This is a genomic window from Streptomyces sp. NPDC091282 (genome assembly GCF_044757385.1).
GTDB classification, from domain to species: Bacteria; Actinomycetota; Actinomycetes; order Streptomycetales; family Streptomycetaceae; genus Streptomyces; species Streptomyces gramineus.
The window spans coordinates 996,163-1,014,890 of sequence record NZ_JBIVUX010000003.1 but is presented as its reverse complement, the minus strand read 5'-3'; the positions used below and the strand labels follow the sequence as shown (position 1 = coordinate 1,014,890).

19 protein-coding genes are annotated in these 18,728 nt (G+C 69.2%); 1 reads left to right on the top strand and 18 read right to left on the bottom strand.

Features of this window, described 5'->3' with window-relative positions; translation table 11 throughout:
* Positions 1 to 55: 55 nt before the first annotated feature.
* Positions 56 to 1,879, top strand: coding sequence for a glycoside hydrolase family 18 chitinase (locus ACIQOE_RS18585; protein WP_351321969.1), 1,824 nt, complete (start codon positions 56 to 58; stop codon positions 1,877 to 1,879).
* A 59-nt stretch (positions 1,880 to 1,938) separates the two neighbouring features.
* On the opposite strand, the gene ACIQOE_RS18580 is transcribed toward ACIQOE_RS18585, so the two are convergent.
* The 18 genes from ACIQOE_RS18580 to ACIQOE_RS18495 all read right to left on the bottom strand — a co-directional run bounded on the left by ACIQOE_RS18580 (position 1,939) and on the right by ACIQOE_RS18495 (position 18,517).
* The gene (locus tag ACIQOE_RS18580; protein WP_351321967.1) at positions 1,939 to 2,385 is read right to left on the bottom strand and encodes a DUF2550 domain-containing protein; all 447 of its coding nucleotides are present in this window, start codon (positions 2,383 to 2,385) and stop codon (positions 1,939 to 1,941) included.
* A gap of 129 nt (positions 2,386 to 2,514) precedes the next feature.
* Positions 2,515 to 2,889 carry a F0F1 ATP synthase subunit epsilon gene (locus tag ACIQOE_RS18575; RefSeq protein ID WP_351321965.1) on the bottom strand — a complete coding sequence of 125 codons (375 nt, stop codon included), beginning with the start codon at positions 2,887 to 2,889 and terminating at the stop codon, positions 2,515 to 2,517.
* 114 nt (positions 2,890 to 3,003) lie between these two features.
* Positions 3,004 to 4,440, bottom strand: coding sequence for a F0F1 ATP synthase subunit beta (gene atpD / locus ACIQOE_RS18570; RefSeq protein ID WP_351321963.1), 1,437 nt, complete (start codon positions 4,438 to 4,440; stop codon positions 3,004 to 3,006).
* Entirely contained in the window at positions 4,440 to 5,360 is a 921-nt protein-coding gene (locus ACIQOE_RS18565) for a F0F1 ATP synthase subunit gamma (RefSeq protein ID WP_351321961.1), read from the bottom strand. The genes atpD and ACIQOE_RS18565 overlap by 1 nt, the downstream gene beginning before the upstream one ends.
* Positions 5,361 to 5,381: 21 nt before the next feature.
* Positions 5,382 to 6,971, bottom strand: coding sequence for a F0F1 ATP synthase subunit alpha (gene atpA, locus ACIQOE_RS18560; protein ID WP_351321959.1), 1,590 nt, complete (start codon positions 6,969 to 6,971; stop codon positions 5,382 to 5,384).
* A 133-nt stretch (positions 6,972 to 7,104) separates the two neighbouring features.
* Positions 7,105 to 7,920: a F0F1 ATP synthase subunit delta gene (locus ACIQOE_RS18555; RefSeq protein ID WP_351321957.1), complete on the bottom strand. Its 816-nt coding sequence runs from the start codon at positions 7,918 to 7,920 to the stop codon at positions 7,105 to 7,107.
* On the bottom strand, positions 7,917 to 8,462 hold the full coding sequence (locus ACIQOE_RS18550; protein WP_351321956.1) for a F0F1 ATP synthase subunit B: 546 nt from the start codon (positions 8,460 to 8,462) through the stop codon (positions 7,917 to 7,919). The genes ACIQOE_RS18555 and ACIQOE_RS18550 overlap by 4 nt, the downstream gene beginning before the upstream one ends.
* A gap of 37 nt (positions 8,463 to 8,499) precedes the next feature.
* Positions 8,500 to 8,748: a F0F1 ATP synthase subunit C gene (locus ACIQOE_RS18545; protein WP_067003022.1), complete on the bottom strand. Its 249-nt coding sequence runs from the start codon at positions 8,746 to 8,748 to the stop codon at positions 8,500 to 8,502.
* Between the two features lie 73 nt (positions 8,749 to 8,821).
* Positions 8,822 to 9,658 carry a F0F1 ATP synthase subunit A gene (gene atpB, locus ACIQOE_RS18540; protein WP_351321953.1) on the bottom strand — a complete coding sequence of 279 codons (837 nt, stop codon included), beginning with the start codon at positions 9,656 to 9,658 and terminating at the stop codon, positions 8,822 to 8,824.
* A gap of 210 nt (positions 9,659 to 9,868) precedes the next feature.
* Positions 9,869 to 10,282: a hypothetical protein gene (locus tag ACIQOE_RS18535; RefSeq protein ID WP_362645279.1), complete on the bottom strand. Its 414-nt coding sequence runs from the start codon at positions 10,280 to 10,282 to the stop codon at positions 9,869 to 9,871.
* Between the two features lie 324 nt (positions 10,283 to 10,606).
* Positions 10,607 to 11,971 carry an MraY family glycosyltransferase gene (locus ACIQOE_RS18530; protein WP_351321948.1) on the bottom strand — a complete coding sequence of 455 codons (1,365 nt, stop codon included), beginning with the start codon at positions 11,969 to 11,971 and terminating at the stop codon, positions 10,607 to 10,609.
* A gap of 124 nt (positions 11,972 to 12,095) precedes the next feature.
* The gene (gene glyA, locus ACIQOE_RS18525; RefSeq protein ID WP_401412401.1) at positions 12,096 to 13,364 is read right to left on the bottom strand and encodes a serine hydroxymethyltransferase; all 1,269 of its coding nucleotides are present in this window, start codon (positions 13,362 to 13,364) and stop codon (positions 12,096 to 12,098) included.
* 84 nt (positions 13,365 to 13,448) lie between these two features.
* Positions 13,449 to 14,132: a protein-tyrosine-phosphatase gene (locus ACIQOE_RS18520; RefSeq protein WP_351321944.1), complete on the bottom strand. Its 684-nt coding sequence runs from the start codon at positions 14,130 to 14,132 to the stop codon at positions 13,449 to 13,451.
* On the bottom strand, positions 14,129 to 14,776 hold the full coding sequence (locus ACIQOE_RS18515; RefSeq protein ID WP_351936900.1) for an L-threonylcarbamoyladenylate synthase: 648 nt from the start codon (positions 14,774 to 14,776) through the stop codon (positions 14,129 to 14,131). Before ACIQOE_RS18515 ends, ACIQOE_RS18520 begins: the two co-directional genes overlap by 4 nt.
* A 79-nt stretch (positions 14,777 to 14,855) precedes the next feature.
* On the bottom strand, positions 14,856 to 15,695 hold the full coding sequence (gene prmC, locus ACIQOE_RS18510; protein WP_351321940.1) for a peptide chain release factor N(5)-glutamine methyltransferase: 840 nt from the start codon (positions 15,693 to 15,695) through the stop codon (positions 14,856 to 14,858).
* Between the two features lie 72 nt (positions 15,696 to 15,767).
* Positions 15,768 to 16,844 carry a peptide chain release factor 1 gene (gene prfA / locus ACIQOE_RS18505; protein ID WP_362645272.1) on the bottom strand — a complete coding sequence of 359 codons (1,077 nt, stop codon included), beginning with the start codon at positions 16,842 to 16,844 and terminating at the stop codon, positions 15,768 to 15,770.
* Between the two features lie 108 nt (positions 16,845 to 16,952).
* On the bottom strand, positions 16,953 to 17,177 hold the full coding sequence (gene rpmE / locus ACIQOE_RS18500) for a 50S ribosomal protein L31 (RefSeq protein ID WP_030672379.1): 225 nt from the start codon (positions 17,175 to 17,177) through the stop codon (positions 16,953 to 16,955).
* A gap of 203 nt (positions 17,178 to 17,380) precedes the next feature.
* Positions 17,381 to 18,517, bottom strand: coding sequence for an LCP family protein (locus ACIQOE_RS18495; RefSeq protein WP_365556442.1), 1,137 nt, complete (start codon positions 18,515 to 18,517; stop codon positions 17,381 to 17,383).
* Positions 18,518 to 18,728 lie beyond the last annotated feature (211 nt).

Here is an 18,728-nt window from a genome sequence, read left to right as displayed (position 1 = left end):
CACTGTGGGTGCGAAGGCTCAGTCGCGCCCCCCAACTCCCCATAGGAGGCGCAGGATGCGCTTCAGACACAGAGCCGCGGCCGGGTTCGCGACCCTGTTGCTCCCGCTGGCCGGCCTCGTCGGTCTCGCGGGCCCCGCCCAGGCCGCGACGACCGCCACCGCGACCTACACCAAGACCCAGGACTGGGGTACCGGCTTCGGCGGTCAGTGGACCGTCAAGAACACCGGCAGCACGTCCATCAGTTCCTGGACCGTCGAGTGGGACTACCCCTCCGGCACCTCGGTCACCTCCGCCTGGGACGCCGACGTGACGTCCTCGGGCACCCACTGGACCGCCAAGAACAAGTCCTACAACGGCACCCTCGCCCCGGGCGCCTCGGTCTCCTTCGGCTTCAACGGCGCGGGCTCCGGCTCCCCGAGCAACTGTCAGCTCAACGGCGCCAGTTGTGACGGCGGCACCACGGTACCCGGGGACTCGGCGCCGTCCGCGCCCGGCACCCCGACGGCCTCCGGCGTCACCGACACCTCGGTGAAGCTGAGCTGGTCGGCCGCCACCGACGACAAGGGCGTCAAGAACTACGACGTGCTGCGCGACGGCAAGGTCGTCTCCACGGTGACCACCACGTCGTACACCGACACCGGTCTCACCGCCGGCACCGACTACTCCTACACCGTGCAGGCCCGCGACACCGCGAACCAGACCGGACCGGCCAGCGGCGCGGTCGCCGTGCACACCACGGGCGGCACGACCACTCCCCCGCCCACCGGCAACAAGGTCAAGCTCGGCTACTTCACCGAGTGGGGCATCTACGGCCGCAACTACAACGTCAAGAACCTGGTGACGTCCGGCTCGGCCGCCAAGATCACGCACATCAACTACGCCTTCGGCAACGTGACGAACGGCCAGTGCGCGATCGGCGACTCCTACGCCGACTACGACAAGGCGTTCACCGCCGACCAGTCGGTCAGCGGCGTGGCCGACACCTGGGACCAGCCGCTGCGCGGCAACTTCAACCAGCTGCGCGAGCTGAAGGCCAAGTACCCGAACATCAAGATCCTGTGGTCCTTCGGCGGCTGGACCTGGTCCGGCGGCTTCGCCCAGGCCGCGGCCAACCCGACCGCCTTCGCCAACTCCTGCTACAACCTGGTCGAGGACCCGCGCTGGGCCGACGTCTTCGACGGCATCGACATCGACTGGGAGTACCCGAACGCCTGCGGTCTCTCCTGTGACACCAGCGGTGCCGCGGCCTACAAGAACCTGATGCAGGCCCTGCGCGCCAAGTTCGGCTCCAACAACCTGGTCACCGCGGCCACCACCGCGGACGGCACCTCCGGCGGCAAGATCGACGCCGCTGACTACGCGGGCGCCGCCCAGTACGTCGACTGGTACAACGTGATGTCGTACGACTTCTTCGGCGCCTTCAACGCCCAGGGTCCGACCGCCCCGCACTCCCCGCTCACCACCTACACCGGCATCCCGACCCCCGGCTTCACCACGGCGGACGCGATCGCCAAGTTCAAGTCCAAGGGCGTCCCGGCGAGCAAGCTGCTGATCGGCATCGGCTTCTACGGCCGCGGCTGGACCGGCGTCACGCAGGCGGCACCGGGCGGCTCGGCGACCGGTCCGGCGCCGGGCACCTACGAGCAGGGCATCGAGGACTACAAGGTCCTCAAGACGTCCTGCCCGGCCACCGGCACCGTCGCGGGCACGGCGTACGCCTACTGCGGCACCAACTGGTGGTCCTACGACACTCCCGCCACGATCGCCGGGAAGATGAGCTGGGCCAAGTCCCAGGGACTCGGCGGCGCGTTCTTCTGGGAGTTCAGCGGTGACACGAGCGACGGCGAACTGGTGAGCGCCATCAACTCGAACCTGTAGAGAAAGCCCGGAGGGACTTCACCCTCTCCCGGACGACGTCCGGGAGAGGGTGAACGCGGTTACGCCACATTCACCCTCTGTCCGGGCGGGGCCGCTTCCAGCCACGCGAGGAATCCGGTCAGCGCGTCTTCGCTCATGGCGAGTTCCAGGCGGGTGCCCCGGTGGACGCAGGTGAGGATCACCGCGTCCGAGAGCAGCGCCAGTTCCTCCTCGCCCTCCGGGAGCCGGCGGCCGGCCACCTCGATGCGGTCCCGCTCCAGGACCCGGCGCGGACGGTAGGCGTAGGAGAAGACCCGGTACCACTCGACGCTGTCGCCGTTGTAGCGCGCGACGCCGTAGCTCCAGCCCTTGCCGCCGGTGTCCGCCTTCTCGGGTACGTCCCAGCGCAGCGAACAGTCGAAGGTCCCGCCGGAGCGCTGGATCAGCCGGCGCCGCAGCCCGAACAGGAAGAGTCCCACCACCACGAGCGCGACCACGATTCCGCACACAGTCAGAGCGAGGACCATCGGCACCGACCTCCTCGTCTCCTAGGTAATGGAACGTAAAAAGACCCAGATCTACCTCAGCCGCGGCTGGGACCGGATGGCTCCGGTCCCAGCCGCGGCTGAGTCAGTTCAACGCATACGCGCAGTGTGTCAGCGCGACGTCGCCGCCCGCAGACGGACGTCGGCGCGTCGCTCGGCGGTGGCGTCGCCTTCCGCCTTCGCGCGCTCCAGCTCCCGCTCCACGCGCTGGACGTCGATCTCGTCCGACAGCTCGGCGATCTCGGCCAGCAGCGACAGCTTGTTGTCCGCGAAGGAGATGAAACCGCCGTGCACCGCGGCGACGACCGTCCCACCTTCACTCGTACGGATGGTCACCGGGCCCGACTCCAGCACACCCAGCAGCGGCTGGTGACCGGGCATGACGCCGATGTCGCCGGACGTGGTGCGCGCGACGACCAGGGTGGCCTCGCCGGACCAGACCTGACGGTCGGCGGCGACCAGCTCGACATGCAGCTCAGCAGCCAAAGGTGGCTCCTCGGGTCACCACCCGGTGGGATCACCGGGTGTTGGATACAAGTCTAATGGGCGTGGGTGAGGGGGCGGGACGCGCCCGCCCCCTCACACGAACTCAGAGCGAGTTCAGGAGACGCCCAGCTCCTTGGCGTTGGCCTTGAGGTCCTCAATGCCACCGCAGAGGAAGAACGCCTGCTCCGGGAAGTGGTCGTACTCGCCGTCGATGATCGCGTTGAACGCGGCGATCGACTCGTCCAGCGGCACGTCCGACCCGTCGACGCCGGTGAACTGCTTGGCGACGTGGGTGTTCTGGGACAGGAAGCGCTCCACGCGACGGGCACGGTGGACGACGAGCTTGTCCTCCTCGCCGAGCTCGTCGATACCGAGGATCGCGATGATGTCCTGGAGGTCCTTGTACTTCTGGAGGACCGTCTTCACCCGCATGGCGGTGTTGTAGTGGTCCGCCGCGATGTAACGCGGGTCCAGGATCCGGGACGTGGAGTCCAGCGGGTCCACGGCCGGGTAGATGCCCTTCTCGGAGATCGGACGGGAGAGAACCGTCGTCGCGTCGAGGTGGGCGAAGGTGGTGGCCGGGGCCGGGTCGGTCAGGTCGTCCGCGGGGACGTAGATCGCCTGCATCGAGGTGATCGAGTGACCACGGGTCGAGGTGATGCGCTCCTGGAGGAGACCCATCTCGTCGGCCAGGTTCGGCTGGTAACCCACCGCGGAGGGCATCCGGCCGAGCAGGGTCGACACCTCGGAACCGGCCTGCGTGAAGCGGAAGATGTTGTCGATGAAGAACAGCACGTCCTGCTTCTGCACATCGCGGAAGTACTCCGCCATGGTCAGACCCGCGAGGGCCACGCGCAGACGGGTGCCCGGGGGCTCGTCCATCTGGCCGAAGACGAGGGCGGTCTTGTCGATGACGCCCGAGTCCGCCATCTCCTCGATGAGGTCGTTGCCCTCACGCGTGCGCTCGCCGACACCGGCGAACACGGAGACACCGTCGTGGTTGTTGGCGACGCGGTAGATCATCTCCTGGATGAGCACCGTCTTGCCGACGCCGGCACCACCGAACAGACCGATCTTTCCACCCTTGACGTACGGGGTGAGAAGGTCGATGACCTTGACGCCGGTCTCGAACATCTCGGTCTTCGACTCGAGCTCGTCGAAGTTCGGCGCCTTGCGGTGGATGGACCAGCGCTCGCCGTCGTACTGCTCGTCGACGTTCAGCACCTCGCCGAGGGTGTTGAACACCTTGCCCTTGGTGAAGTCGCCGACCGGGACGGTGATGCCGTCGCCGGTGTCGGTCACCGGGGCCTGGCGGACCAGACCGTCGGTGGGCTGCATGGAGATCGTGCGGACCAGGCCGTCACCCAGGTGCTGGGCGACCTCCAGGGTCAGCGTCTTCTTCTCGCCGGCGTTGGCCGGGTCGGACACCTCGACGTGCAGGGCGTTGTAGATGTCCGGCATCGCGTCGACGGGGAACTCCACGTCGACGACCGGGCCGATGACCCGGGCGACGCGGCCCGTGGCCGTCGCGGTCTCAACAGTGGTGGTCATTAGCGGTCACTCCCCGCGGTCGCGTCGGCCAGGGCGCTGGCGCCACCGACGATCTCGCTGATTTCCTGGGTGATTTCGGCCTGGCGGGCCGCGTTGGCAAGCCGGGAGAGCGTGTTGATCAGCTCGCCCGCGTTGTCGGTCGCCGACTTCATCGCGCGCCGCGTGGCGGCGTGCTTCGAAGCTGCCGACTGGAGAAGCGCGTTGTAGATGCGGCTCTCCACGTAGCGCGGCAGCAGGGCGTCGAGGACGTCCTCCGCCGAGGGCTCGAAGTCGTACAGCGGAAGGATCTCGTCGCCCTTGGCGGCGCCCTCCTCCGCGACCTCTTCGAGGCTGAGCGGCAGCAGCCGGTCGCCGAGCGCCGTCTGCGTCATCATCGACACGAACTCGGTGAAGACGATGTGGAGTTCATCCACGCCGCCGTCCGCCGTCTCGGTCTCGATGGCCTCGATCAGCGGCGCCGCAACCTTCTTGGCGTCCGCGTACGAGGGCTCGTCGGTGAAGCCCGACCACGACTCCGCGACCTTGCGCTCGCGGAAGGTGTAGTGGGCCAGACCGCGGCGGCCGACGATGTACGTGTCGACCTCCTTGCCCTCGGCCCGCAGCCGCTCGGTCAGCTGCTCGGCGGCCTTGATGGCGTTGGAGTTGAAGGCGCCGGCCAGACCGCGGTCGCTCGTGAGGAGCAGGACCGCGGCGCGGGTCGGGGTCTCCGCCTCGGTGGTCAGCGGGTGCTTGGTGTTCGAACCCGTGCCGACCGCCGTGACCGCGCGGGTGAGCTCGGTCGCGTACGGCGCGGAGGCCCGCACCTTGCGCTGCGCCTTGACCACACGCGAGGCGGCGATCATCTCCATCGCCTTGGTGATCTTCTTGGTCGCGGTGACGGATCGGATGCGACGCTTGTAGACCCGGAGCTGGGCTCCCATGAGTCAGGTCCCTTCCTTACGTCACTTGGCCGAGGCCGGGGCGTCCTCGCCGAGAAGCTTGCCGTCCGAGGTCTCGAACTGCTTCTTGAACTCGGCGATGGCGTCGGCGACAGCGGTGAGGGTGTCGTCCGACATCTTGCCGCCCTCCTTGATGGAGGTCATGAGGCCCTGCTCCTTGCGGTGCAGGTGCTCAAGGAGCTCCTTCTCGAAGCGGCGGATGTCGGAGACCGGGACGTCGTCCATCTTGCCGGTGGTACCGGCCCACACGGAGACGACCTGGTCCTCGGTCGGCATCGGCTGGTACTGAGCCTGCTTCAGCAGCTCGACCAGGCGGGAACCACGCTCCAGCTGCGACTTCGACGCGGCGTCCAGGTCGGAACCGAAGGCGGCGAACGCCTCCAGCTCGCGGTACTGGGCCAGGTCCAGACGCAGACGGCCGGAGACCTGCTTCATCGCCTTGTGCTGCGCGGAACCACCGACTCGGGAGACGGAGATACCGACGTTCAGCGCGGGGCGCTGACCGGCGTTGAACAGGTCCGACTCCAGGAAGCACTGGCCGTCGGTGATGGAGATGACGTTGGTCGGGATGAACGCCGAGACGTCGTTGGCCTTGGTCTCGACGATCGGCAGACCGGTCATCGAACCGGCGCCCATCTCGTCGGACAGCTTGGCGCAGCGCTCCAGCAGACGGGAGTGCAGGTAGAAGACGTCACCCGGGTAGGCCTCACGGCCCGGCGGGCGGCGCAGCAGCAGGGACACGGCGCGGTAGGCGTCGGCCTGCTTCGAGAGGTCGTCGAAGATGATGAGGACGTGCTTGCCGTCGTACATCCAGTGCTGGCCGATGGCCGAACCGGTGTACGGCGCCAGGTACTTGAAGCCGGCCGGGTCGGACGCCGGGGCGGCGACGATGGTCGTGTACTCCAGCGCGCCGGCCTCTTCCAGGGCGCCACGCACGGAGGCGATGGTCGAGCCCTTCTGGCCGATGGCGACGTAGACGCAGCGGACCTGCTTCTTCGGGTCGCCCGAGCGCCAGTTGTCGCGCTGGTTGATGATCGTGTCGACGGCCAGGGCGGTCTTGCCGGTCTGGCGGTCGCCGATGATCAGCTGACGCTGGCCGCGGCCGACCGGGGTCATCGCGTCGACGGCCTTGTAGCCGGTCTCCATCGGCTCGTGCACCGACTTACGGGCCATGACGCCGGGAGCCTGCAGCTCCAGGGCGCGGCGGCCGGACGTCTCGATCTCGCCGAGGCCGTCGATCGGGTTGCCGAGCGGGTCGACGACGCGGCCGAGGTAGCCCTCGCCGACCGCGACGGAGAGGACCTCACCGGTGCGCTGCACCGGCTGACCCTCCTCGATGCCGCTGAACTCACCGAGGACGATGGCGCCGATCTCGCGCTCTTCCAGGTTGAGCGCGAGGCCGAGGGTGCCGTCCTCGAACTTCAGCAGTTCGTTGGCCATGGCCGAGGGCAGGCCCTCGACCTTCGCGATGCCGTCGCCGGCAAGGGTGACCGTACCGACCTCCTCGCGCGAGGCCGCGTCCGGCTTGTACGACTGGACGAAGTTCTCCAGCGCGTCCCGGATCTCCTCCGGCCGGATCGTGAGCTCCGCCATCTGGGTTCCCTGCTCTCCTTGTTGGGCCCGAAGTTTCACTTGGGGGGTCTGGGGGCGACCCCCAGGATTCTTCATGTACGGCCCAACCCGGGCCGCCGTAAGTACGTACTGCTTGTTCTCGACTACCGAGGTGCTAGCTCGCCATGCGGCGGGCCGCGTCCTCCAGCCGGTCCGCGATGGAACCGTTGATGACCTCGTCACCGACCTGCACCCGGATCCCGCCGACGACCTCGGGGTCGACGTCGAGGTTGAGGTGCATCGTGCGGCCGTAGAGCTTCGCGAGGGCGGCGCCCAGGCGTCGCTTCTGCGGTTCGCTCAGCGGCACCGCCGAGGTGACGACGGCGACGACGCGGCTGCGGCGCTCCGCGGCCAGCTTGGAGAGGGCCTCCAGGCCCGCTTCCAGGCTACGTCCCCGCGGCGCGGTCACAAGGCGCGTGACCAGACGCTCGGTGGCGGGCTTGGCACGTCCGCCGAGCAGCCGGTGCACCAGCTCGGTCTTGGCCGCAGCGCCGGCCTTGCGGTCGGTGAGGGCGGCGCGCAGCTCGGTGCTGGAGGAGACGATCCGGCCGAACCGGAACAGCTCGTCCTCCACGTCGTCCAGCGTGCCCGACTTCTCCGCGGCCGTCAGATCGGCGACGGACGCCAGCTCCTCCAGCGCGTCCACCAGGTCGCGGGGCTGCGACCAGCGGGACCGGACCATGCCGGTGACCACGTCGGCCGTGTTCGCGCCGACCTGGCCGCCGATCAGGCGCCGGACCAGCTCGGCCTTGGCCTCGCCGGACTGCGCCGGGTCGGTGAGGACCCGACGCAGGCCACCCTCGCGGTCGAGCAGCGTGGTGACGGCCGCCAGCTCGTCCGCGAGCCGCGTCGCGTTCACGGACGGCGAGTCCGTCAGCGCGTCGAGACGCTCCCGTGCGGCTGCCAGTGCCTCGCGGCTCGCTCCGTTCATCGGGCCGCCTCGGCCTTCTCCTCAAGCTCGTCGAGGAAGCGGTCGATCACGCGGCTCTGCCGGGCGTGGTCCTCGAGGGACTCGCCGACGAGCTTGCCGGCCAGATCGGTGGCCAGGTGGCCCACGTCCTGGCGCAGCGACTGCGCGGCGGACTTGCGGTCGGCCTCGATCTGGGCGTGACCGGCGGCGACGATCTCCTCACGCTGACGCTGGCCCTCGGCCCGCATCTCGGCGATGAGCGTGGCGCCCTGCTCCTGAGCCTCCTGGCGCAGGCGCGCGGCCTCGTGCCGGGCCTCGGCCAGCTGCGCCTTGTACTGCTCAAGGACGCTCTGGGCCTCGGTCTGCGCGGCCTCGGCCTTCTCGATACCGCCCTCGATCGCCTCGCGGCGCTGCTCCAGAACCTTGTTGATGTTCGGAAGGAGCTTCTTGGCGAGGAAGCCGAAGACGATGACGAAGGCGATGAGGCCGATGACGAGCTCTGGGATCGGCGGGATGAGGGGGTTTTCGGCCTCCTCCGCCGCCAGCTGAACCAGGGGGCTCATATCTGTGCCTTTCGTCTAAACGTGCGCTGCGGTCGGGTCAGGAGGCCGGGTAGACGAACGGCATGACCAGACCGATCAGGGCGAGCGCCTCACAGAAGGCGAAGCCGAGGATCTGGTTGGCGCGGATCAGGCCGGCCGCCTCGGGCTGGCGGGCGAGGGCCTGGGTGCCGTTACCGAAGATGATGCCGACGCCGACGCCCGGGCCGATCGCGGCGAGGCCGTAACCGATGGAGCCGAGGTTGCCCTTGATCTGGACAGCGGCCAGGGTCTCGTGCAGAACGGACATGCCGGTTCTTCCTTCTCTTTCAATGACCGGTGGGGGTTGGCCACCGGATGTCATGGGCGGACAGACAGGGCGCTCAGTGGGACTCGGCGAGCGCACCCTGGATGAAGCTGCAGGTCAGCAGTACGAAGACGTAGGCCTGAACAGCCTGGATGAAGAGCTCGAAGGCGGTCATCACGATGACCATCACGAACGACACCGCGGAGTAGGCGATGCCGATGCCGTTCAGCATGTACCAGCTGGCGATCGTGAAGAGCAGCAGCAGGGTGTGGCCGGCGAACATGTTCGCGAAGAGTCGGACGGCGTGGGTGAAGGGCCGCACGAGCAGGTTCGAGAAGAGCTCGATCGTCATCGACAGCGGCAGCACCGCGCCGAGCGACTTGTCGTAGCCGGTGAAGTTCTTGAACGCCCCGACGAAACCGTGCCTCTTGAAGGTCAGCGAGACCCAGGTGATGTACACCAGGCCGGCCAGGACGGCGGGGTAGGAAATGATCGCGGTGACGGGGAACTGGGCGAGCGGAACGATCGACCAGAGGTTCATCACCCAGACGAAGAAGAACAGCGAGACGACGAACGGAACGTACTTCTCGCCTTCCTTCTTGCCGATGGTCTCGTAGACGACACCCCGCCGGACGAAGTCGTAGCCGGCCTCGGCGACCATCTGGAGCTTGCCCGGGACGACCTTCGGGCGGGCGAAGGCGGCCCAGAAGAAGGCCACGATGATGATCGACCCGAGCAGCGCCAGCAGCATCGTCTTGTTGAAGTACACGTTGCTGTCGCCGTCGCCGAAGAGCGGCTTGAACAGGAACGAGTGCAGGCCCGGAGCCGGGAAGCCACACCCGTCGAACAGGTGGCAGCTCGTGTCGAAAGCGAGCGTCTGCGTCGGGTCAGCACTCACCGCGGGCTCCTTCATCGTGGCGCATGGGTACGGCAACCTCGTTGTGTCGGCGCGGCGCACGGCCGCGGTTCGGCACGGGACTGGTGTTACGGATGTGGGGGCGGCTGGGGGGCATCTCGCCTCGCGATTGAGCAGGCGTCAGCTCAGATGCCCGCGCCCGCGATGCCGCAGTTGGCACCGGACGATAGCAGCATCTCCCGTGCGGCTTTATCCCGGGCCTACCTCTCACGACGGCTGCCCGGTCTTGTCGGGCTCGACGTAGAGGATCTTGGCCTTCATGTGGGCGCGGGTCTGGGCTGCGATCCAGGTGAGTGTGGCGATCACGAGCACGAGGGCGAAGGCCCGGGGATTGAACAGCGTCGTGTTCTTGAACGCGGCCATGAAGACGACCATCAGCAGCAGCTGGGCCGCGTAGAGCATCAGGCCCATCATCATGAAGAGCTGCGGAGCCGATTTGGCGGTGCGCTCCAGAACGAAGAGACCGAGCCCCATGAAGAAGGTCACGAGCACCGTCGCGACGACCGCCCCGATCGCTCCCTTGCCGCCCGCGACGATCGCGCTGACGACGGCAGCGAGCACGCCGACGGCGGCCGTGGGTACGGCGGCCTGGGCCAGATTCCGGGCGTCATTGGACGGCATGGCGGCAACTCCGCTTTCACAGGGGGGCAGGTGTCGTCATGGACGAGCGTAGTCCCGGCCGGAGGGTCGAAGTCCTCACGCCAATGGACCATCGCACTCGGGTCCTTCGGCTCTGTCCGGGGTTCTCGTGAACCGTATCACAAACTATTTGATGAGGTCTTTACCTGGTAGGTGTGCTCGCTGTCACACATGAGAGTGAACATGCCCGTCTGAGCGAAAACCGAGCCGTTGTGTCTGGTATTAGGGGCCTTTGCACCCCCACGGCTTGGCAATGCTCTAGTCAGATTCTTACCTTGCGAGGGTCTGCGTAAGGTCTGCGCGGGGTCAACGCGAGGTTTCGGACGTGTGCCGGGCAGGCATGCGCGAGCGGTGTCCCAGGGCGGTCGCGCCGTTGACCCGGGCGGCACCCGCGGGCACCGGAGCGCGGTGCTCCTCGCACGGTTCCCCGTCCTTCGCCGGCGCACCGGTGACGTCCTCCTCGGCGCCCTCCGCCGTCGCCTCGGCGGCCTCCGGGGCGGCCCCGCGGCGCCGGTAGCGCGGCGGCACGAACCGCTGGGCCCACACCGGCACCCGCGGCGTGAACCGCGGCAGCAGGAGCAGCCCCAGACCGATCGCGCTGAGGAAGACCACCCCGAGCACGATCCACATGGACGCGGAGTTCACCGAGTACGCCAGCGCCCCGAAGCCGATCAGCGCCGACCAGAAGTACATGATCAGCACGGCCCTGCTGTGCGAGTGGCCGATCTCCAGGAGCCGGTGGTGCAGGTGCCCGCGGTCGGCCGCGAACGGCGACTGGCCGCGCCAGGTGCGCCGCACGATCGCCAGCACCAGGTCGGCGGCCGGCACCGCGATGATGGTCAGCGGCAGCAGCAGCGGGATGTAGACCGGCACCATCTGGTGGACGGCGTTGCGCTCGGAACCGGCGAACAGGTTCATCACGTCCGGGTCGACCTGGCCCGTGACCGAGATCGCGCCGGCCGCCAGCACCAGGCCGATCAGCATCGAGCCGGAGTCGCCCATGAAGATCCGGGCCGGATGGAGGTTGTGCGGCAGGAAGCCCAGGCACATGCCCATCAGGATCGCCGAGAACAGCGTCGCCGGGGCGGCGGCCTCGATGCCGTACGAGTACCAGATCCGGTAGGCGTACATGAAGAACGCCGCGGCCGCGATGCACACCATGCCGGAGGCCAGGCCGTCCAGACCGTCGACGAAGTTGACCGCGTTGATGGTGATGACGACGAGCGCCACCGTCAGCAGGGTGCCCTGCCACGGGGTCAGGGCGACCGTGCCGACGCCCGGGATGGGCAGCCACAGGATGGTCAGACCCTGCATGACCATGACGCCCGCGGCGATCATCTGACCGCCCAGCTTGATCAGGGCGTCGATCTCGAACTTGTCGTCGAGCACGCCGATCAGCCAGATCAGGGCCGCGCCGGAGAGCAGCGCCCGCGGCTCGTTCGACTTCTCGAAGACCTCGTTCAGGTTGGTCATGTGGTCGGCGACCAGCAGACCCGCGCACAGCCCGAAGAACATCGCGATCCCGCCGAGCCGCGGAGTGGGCTCCCGGTGCACGTCACGCGCCCGGATCTCCGGCATGGCCCCGGCCACGATCGCGAACTTCCGCACCGGCCCTGTCAGCAGATACGTCACCGCGGCCGTGATGCAGAGCGTCAGCAGGTATTCACGCACAGGCTTCCCCACAGGTCTCGCTGGCCATCACAGCCCACACCCTAGCGACGCTCGCATATGTATGGGGACTTCCGGGTAGCGACGATGGTTGCACGTGTGCCTGTAAGGCGGGCGTACAACGGCTCTACGACGCTGCGCCTACCCCGTCCCCACCGGGGTACGGCGGAAATCTACCTGTGAGCTCCCGCACCTCCTCACGCACCCTCCCCCCGTCCTGCGCACCGCGCAGCACGTCCGCCAGCAGCACCGCGATCCGCTCCATCTCCGCCGCCCGCATGCCCTGCGTGGTCACGGCGGCGGTGCCGAGCCGCAGGCCCCGCGCGTCCCCGTGCGGCAGGGCGCAGCTGTCCAGCACCAGGCCCGCGGCGGCCAGCCAGCCCCGTGCGGTACGCCCGTCGACGCCCAGCGGGGCCGGGTCGGCGGTGATCAGATGGGTGTCGGTGCCGCCGGTGGTGACCGTCAGCCCCTGCTCCGCGAGCGCGGCCGCGAGGACCCGCGCGTTGGCGACCACCTGGTGGGCGTAGACGGCGAAGGCCGGTGTCGCCGCCTCACCGAACGCGACCGCCTTGGCGGCGATGGTGTTCATCTGCGCGCCGCCCTGTGTGAAAGGAAACACAGCGCGGTCCAGGCGCTCGGCCAGCTCGGGCGCCCCGCACAGGAGCATCCCGCCGCGCGGCCCGCGCAGCACCTTGTGCGTGGTCGCGCACACCACGTCGGCGTAGGGCACCGGGTTGGGCGCCGCGCCTCCCGCGACGAGCCCGATGGGATGGGCGGCGTCGGCGATCAGGTAGGCCCCGACCTCGTCGGCGACCTCGCGGAAGAAGGCGTAGTCGATGTGGCGGGGATAGGCGATGGAACCGCACACGATCGCCTTGGGCCGCCGGCCGCGGGCCAGCGCCCGCACCTGGTCGTGGTCGATGAACCCGCTCTCCGGGTCGACCCCGTACCCGACGAAGTCGAACCAGCGCCCGGAGAAGTTGGCCGGTGAGCCGTGCGTGAGGTGGCCGCCGTGCGGCAGGCCGAGCGCGAGGACGGTGTCCCCGGGACGCAGCAGCGCGGCGTAGGCGGCCAGCACCGCGGACGATCCCGAGTGCGACTGGACGTTGGCGTGCGCGGCGCCGAACAGGGCCTTGGCGCGGTCGACGGCGAGCCGTTCGGCGACGTCCACGATCTCGCAGCCGCCGTGGTGCCGGGCGCCCGGGTACCCCTCGGCGTACTTGTTCGCGAGCGGCGAGCCGAGCGCGGCCAGCACGGCCCGGGAGGAGAAGTTCTCGGCGGCGATCAGCTGCAGCGACGTCGACTGCCGGGCCAGCTCCCCGAGCAGGATCTCCGCCAGCTCCGGGTCCTGCCGCCGCAGCGGATCGGCCTCGACGAGGGTAGGGCTGACCGGCATGGCGGGCTCCGGGCGGTCGACGGTGACGTACGTCCAATGTAGGCCCGGGGTGAGCGGGGTGCGCGGTGTGTTCGGCGCCTCGGGCTACATCCGCGCGGGGACGCCGGTCAGCGCCGTGACCACGGGGTCCAGCGCCTCGTGTATCTCGTCGCCGATGGAGCGGAAGAACGGCAGCGGGGCGCCGTACGGGTCGTGGACCTCGTCCGCCTCGGCGGTGGGGGCCAGCAGCCAGCCGCGCAGCGCGGCCGCCGCACGGACCAGCGCACGGGCGCGGACGACCACGCCCTCGTGCAGCGGGGGCAGCGTCGCCGGGTCGATCGCGCGGACCAGGCGCGTGAACTCCTTCAGCGTGAAGGTGCGCAGGCCCGCCGAGTGGCCCATGGAGATGACCTGCGCGCGGTGGTCGCGGGTGGCGGTCAGCACCAGGTCGGCGCGGATGACGTGCTCGTCGAGCAGCTCCCGTCCGGTGAACCCGGTCGCGTCCGCGCCGAAGTCGGCGAGGACCGCTTCCGCGTTGGCCTCCATGGGGGCGCCCTCGTGCCCCCAGGTGCCCGCGCTCTCCACGATCAGCCCGCCGCCCAGGAAGGTGCCGAGCCGGTCCGTCACGAGATGGCGGGTCAGCCGCTCGGTGATCGGCGAGCGGCACACGTTGCCGGTGCTGACGTGGAGGATGCGGAAGCTGTCCCGCGGAAGCCCCACGAACGTGGTCGTGATCTCCGCCGCGCGCTCCCCGTTGCCTATGCCACGCCCCGCGTCAGGGGCTGTCAATTCGCCACCTCGAGGTCGGGTACGACCTTGCGCAGCTCCTCCGCCGAGATCGCGCCGGCACGCAGCAGCAGCGGCACGTCACGGGTGACGTCGACGATCGACGAGGGCACGTTGCCCGGGGTGGGGCCGCCGTCGAGGTACACGGAGACGGAGTCGCCGAGCATGTCCTGCGCCGCGTCACAGGTCTCCGGGGAGGGGTGGCCGGTGAGGTTGGCGGAGGAGACGGCCATCGGGCCGACCTCGGTGAGCAGTTCGATGGCGACCGGGTGCAGCGGCATGCGCACGGCGACCGTGCCCCGGGTGTCGCCGAGGTCCCACTGCAGGGACGGCTGGTGCCTGGCGACCAGCGTGAGGGCGCCCGGCCAGAACGCGTCGACCAGTTCCCAGGCCAGCTCGGAGAAGTCGGTGACGAGCCCGTGCAGCGTGTTCGGGGAGCCGATCAGCACCGGAGTGGGCATGTTGCGGCCCCGGCCCTTGGCGTCGAGCAGGTCGGAGACCGCCTCCGCGGTGAACGCGTCGGCGCCGATGCCGTAGACCGTGTCCGTGGGCAGCACCACCAGTTCGCCCCGGCGGACGGCGGACGCGGCCTCGCGCAGACCCGTCACGCGGTCGGTCGCGTCATTGGTGTCGTATCGCCGTGCCATGTCTAGCGGGCCTCCTCGTACACGAAGTACACGTGCTTCCGGGACTCCCGGGGCTTCCGGGAGGGGGTCTGGCGGGTGCTCACGGCAGCGCCTTGCGGGCGGTCGCGAAGCGGGGGCGGTTGTTGAGGTCCGGGTGGTCGGCCGCGTCGGCCCAGCCCCGCTCCTCGGTGAAGATCCACGGCACCTGGCCGCCCTGGGTGTCGGCGTGCTCGATGACGACGACACCGCCGGGGCGCAGCAGCCGGTGCGCGGTGCGTTCGATGCCCCGGATCAGGTCGAGGCCGTCCTCGCCGGAGAAGAGGGCCAGCTCCGGGTCGTAGTCGCGGGCCTCGGGAGCGACGTACTCCCACTCGGTGAGCGGGATGTACGGCGGGTTGGAGATGACCAGGTCGACCTGGCCGTCGAGGTCGTGGAAGGCGTCCAGGGCGTCTCCCTGGCGCAGGTCGACCCTGGAGCCCGCCACGTTCTTGCGGGTCCACTGGAGCGCCTCCTCGGACAGCTCCACGGCGTGCACGCGCGAGCGCGGGACCTCCTGGGCGAGGGCGAGCGCGATGGCGCCGGAGCCGGTGCACAGGTCGACGATGCACGGCTCGACGACGTCCATGGCGCGCACGGCGTCTATGGCCCAGCCGACCACCGACTCGGTCTCCGGGCGGGGCACGAAGACGCCCGGCCCCACCTGGAGTTCGAGGTAGCGGAAGTAGGCGCGCCCGGTGATGTGCTGGAGCGGCTCGCGCTGCTCGCGCCGGGCGATGACCTCCCAGTAGCGGGCGTCGAAGTCGGCGTCCTTCACGGAGTGCAGCGCGCCCCGCTTCACGCCGTGCACGAACGCGGCGAGCTCCTCCGCGTCGTTGCGCGGCGAGGGCACGCCGGCGTCGGCCAGCCGCTGGGTGGCCTGGGCCACCTCGGCGAGCAGCACGCTCCGGGGGCTTGGGGGTCGCCCCCCAAAATCTTGCTGCACGCTGGTCCTCCGTGTAGTAACTGGTACCTCTTACGCAGCGGCCAGCTTCGCGGCCGAGTCCGCGTCGACGCAGGCCTGGATCACGGCGTCGAGGTCGCCGTCCAGGACCTGGTCCAAGTTGTACGCCTTGAAGCCGACCCGGTGGTCCGAGATGCGATTCTCCGGGAAGTTGTACGTGCGGATCTTCTCGGAGCGGTCGACCGTGCGGACCTGGCTGCGCCGGGCGTCGGCGGCTTCCCTCTCCGCCTCCTCCTGCGCCGCGGCGAGCAGCCTGGAGCGCAGGATACGCAAGGCCTGCTCCTTGTTCTGCAGCTGGCTCTTCTCGTTCTGGCAGGAGGCGACGACTCCGGTGGGCAGGTGCGTGATGCGCACCGCGGAGTCGGTGGTGTTGACCGACTGGCCGCCGGGTCCTGAGGACCGGTAGACGTCGATCCGCAGGTCGTTCGGGTTGATCTCGACGTCGACCTCCTCGGCCTCCGGGGTCACGAGGACACCCGCCGCCGAGGTGTGGATACGGCCCTGCGACTCGGTCGCCGGCACGCGCTGCACGCGGTGCACGCCGCCCTCGTACTTCAGCCGCGCCCAGACGCCCTGGCCGGGCTCGGTCGCGCCGTTGCCGCCCTTGGTCTTCACGGCGACCTGGACGTCCTTGTAGCCGCCCAGCTCGGACTCGGTGGAGTCGATGATCTCGGTCTTCCAGCCGACGCGCTCGGCGTACCGCAGGTACATCCGCAGCAGGTCGCCGGCGAAGAGCGCGGACTCGTCGCCGCCGGCGCCGGCCTTGATCTCCAGGATCACGTCCTTGTCGTCGGACGGGTCCCGGGGCACCAGCAGCAGCCGCAGCTTCTCGGTCAGCTCGTCGCGCTGCTTGTCCAGCTCCTTGACCTCGGCGGCGAAGTCGGGGTCGTCGGCGGCCAGTTCACGCGCGGTCTCGATGTCGTCGCCGGTCTGCTTCCAGGAGCGGTACGTGCCGACGATCGGGGTGAGTTCGGCGTAGCGCTTGTTCAGCTTGCGCGCGTTGGCCTGGTCGGCGTGGACCGACGGGTCGGCGAGCTTCTTCTCCAGGTCGGCGTGCTCGACGACGAGTTCCTCGACGGCCTCGAACATTTTTGGGCTCCTGATACTGCGGGCGGAAGGGAAGGCGGGCGACCAAAAACGCCGGTCCCGGGCGCGCCCCCGGAGGGACACGGCCGTGGACCGGCGAAATGGGGCTCGCTACTTCTTGGAGCCGGCGGCAGCCTTGCCGAAGCGGGCCTCGAAGCGGGCCACACGGCCACCGGTGTCGAGGATCTTCTGCTTGCCCGTGTAGAACGGGTGGCACTCGGAGCAGACCTCAGCCCGGATGGTGCCGGACTGGATGGTGCTACGGGTGGTGAACGACGCGCCACAGGTGCAGCTGACCTGCGTCTCGACGTACTCGGGGTGGATGTCGCGCTTCAAGGTGTCTCCTAGATTTCGGGAGGGCACCGGGTCGCCGCCGCGGGATGCGGAGCGTGAACCGGGGCCGACGTACCAGTCTGCCAGGGCTGGCCGTATCTCCCAAAACCGGGGGGCTTGGATCTTTATTCCGGGGGGCGGGGCGGGGGTGCGCCCAAGGGGCGGGGACGGATGCGTCGTACGCGAGTGCGGGCGGCGCCGCGCCCTCACGACGACGTGACGACCCCCTTGGCCTCTCCCGTCGCCGTGCCCTTCGTCGCGCTCGCCGGGATCGGCCGGTCCTTCTTCAGGGCCGTCCAGACCTGCTTGGCCTTCGCCTCGGCCACGATCACCCGGTTCGGGTCCGACGGGTCGTACTCGACCGGCATCGTGACCATGTGCATGTTCTTGGAGTCGATGGACTTCAGGCCGTTCGCGAAGTCGACCAGGGAGTTCACCGAGCCCAGGTCGGAGTCGGTGGTGACCGTCTTCGTCGCGGTGTCCGCCAGGTCGAACAGCTTCTTGGGGCTGGTGAAGACGCCCACCTGCTTGACCTGCTCCATCAGCGCCTTCACGAAGGCCTGCTGGAGCTGGATGCGGCCCAGGTCGGAGCCGTCGCCGACGCCGTGCCGGGTACGGACCAGGCCGAGCGCCTGCTCACCGTCGAGGGAGTGCTTGCCGGCCTTGAGGTCGAGGTGGCTCTGCGGGTCGTCGATGGCCTTCGTCGTGGTGACCTCGACGCCGCCCAGCTCGTCGACGAGCTTCTGGAAGCCGGAGAAGTCGACCTCCAGGTAGTGGTCCATACGGACACCGGTCATGGCCTCGACGGTCCTGACCGCGCAGGTCGCGCCGCCGGTGGAGTACGCCGAGTTGAACATCACGCCGGTGGCGGCGGAGTGGCTGGTGCCCTGCGCGTCCTTGCAGGCGGGACGGTCGATCAGGGTGTCCCGCGGGATGGAGACCACGCTGGCCCGCTGGTGCCCCTTGTACACATGGACGATCATCGCCGTGTCGGACCGTGCGCTGCCGTCGTCGGTGCCGCCGCCGAGCTTCTTGTTGCCGCCGGAACGGGTGTCCGAGCCGAGGACCAGGATGTTCTCGGAGCCGTTGTCGGCCTTGGCGGGCCGGTCGGCGCCCAGCGCCTGGTTGATGTCGACGCTCTTGATGTTGCCGTTGAGCTTGAAGTACAGGTAGCCGAAGCCGGTGCCGCCGAGCACGAGGACGCCGGCCGCCGTCCAGGCCGTGACGAGCAGCGCCTTGCGCCCCCGTCCCGGAGGCTTGCGACGGCGCCCCTTGCCGCTGCGGCCGGGGACGTTCGGGCCGGTCCCGGGTATGCCGGGTTCCGATGTGCTCTCGGCGGACATGTGCTCCTCTGCTCTCCTACGACCGTTCGCGTACCCCCTGCTGTCAGGGTCAGGCCCGGCGTACCGGGAAATCAGTACGTACCGGACCATCGTCGCTCCGCCTGGTCAGACGGCGAAACTCGGGACAGGGTTGCACAACGCAGTGTGCCCACCGCGTCGGGCGATGGGCACACTGCGTAATCGGGCACGGTGAGCGAACCGTCGCTCACCA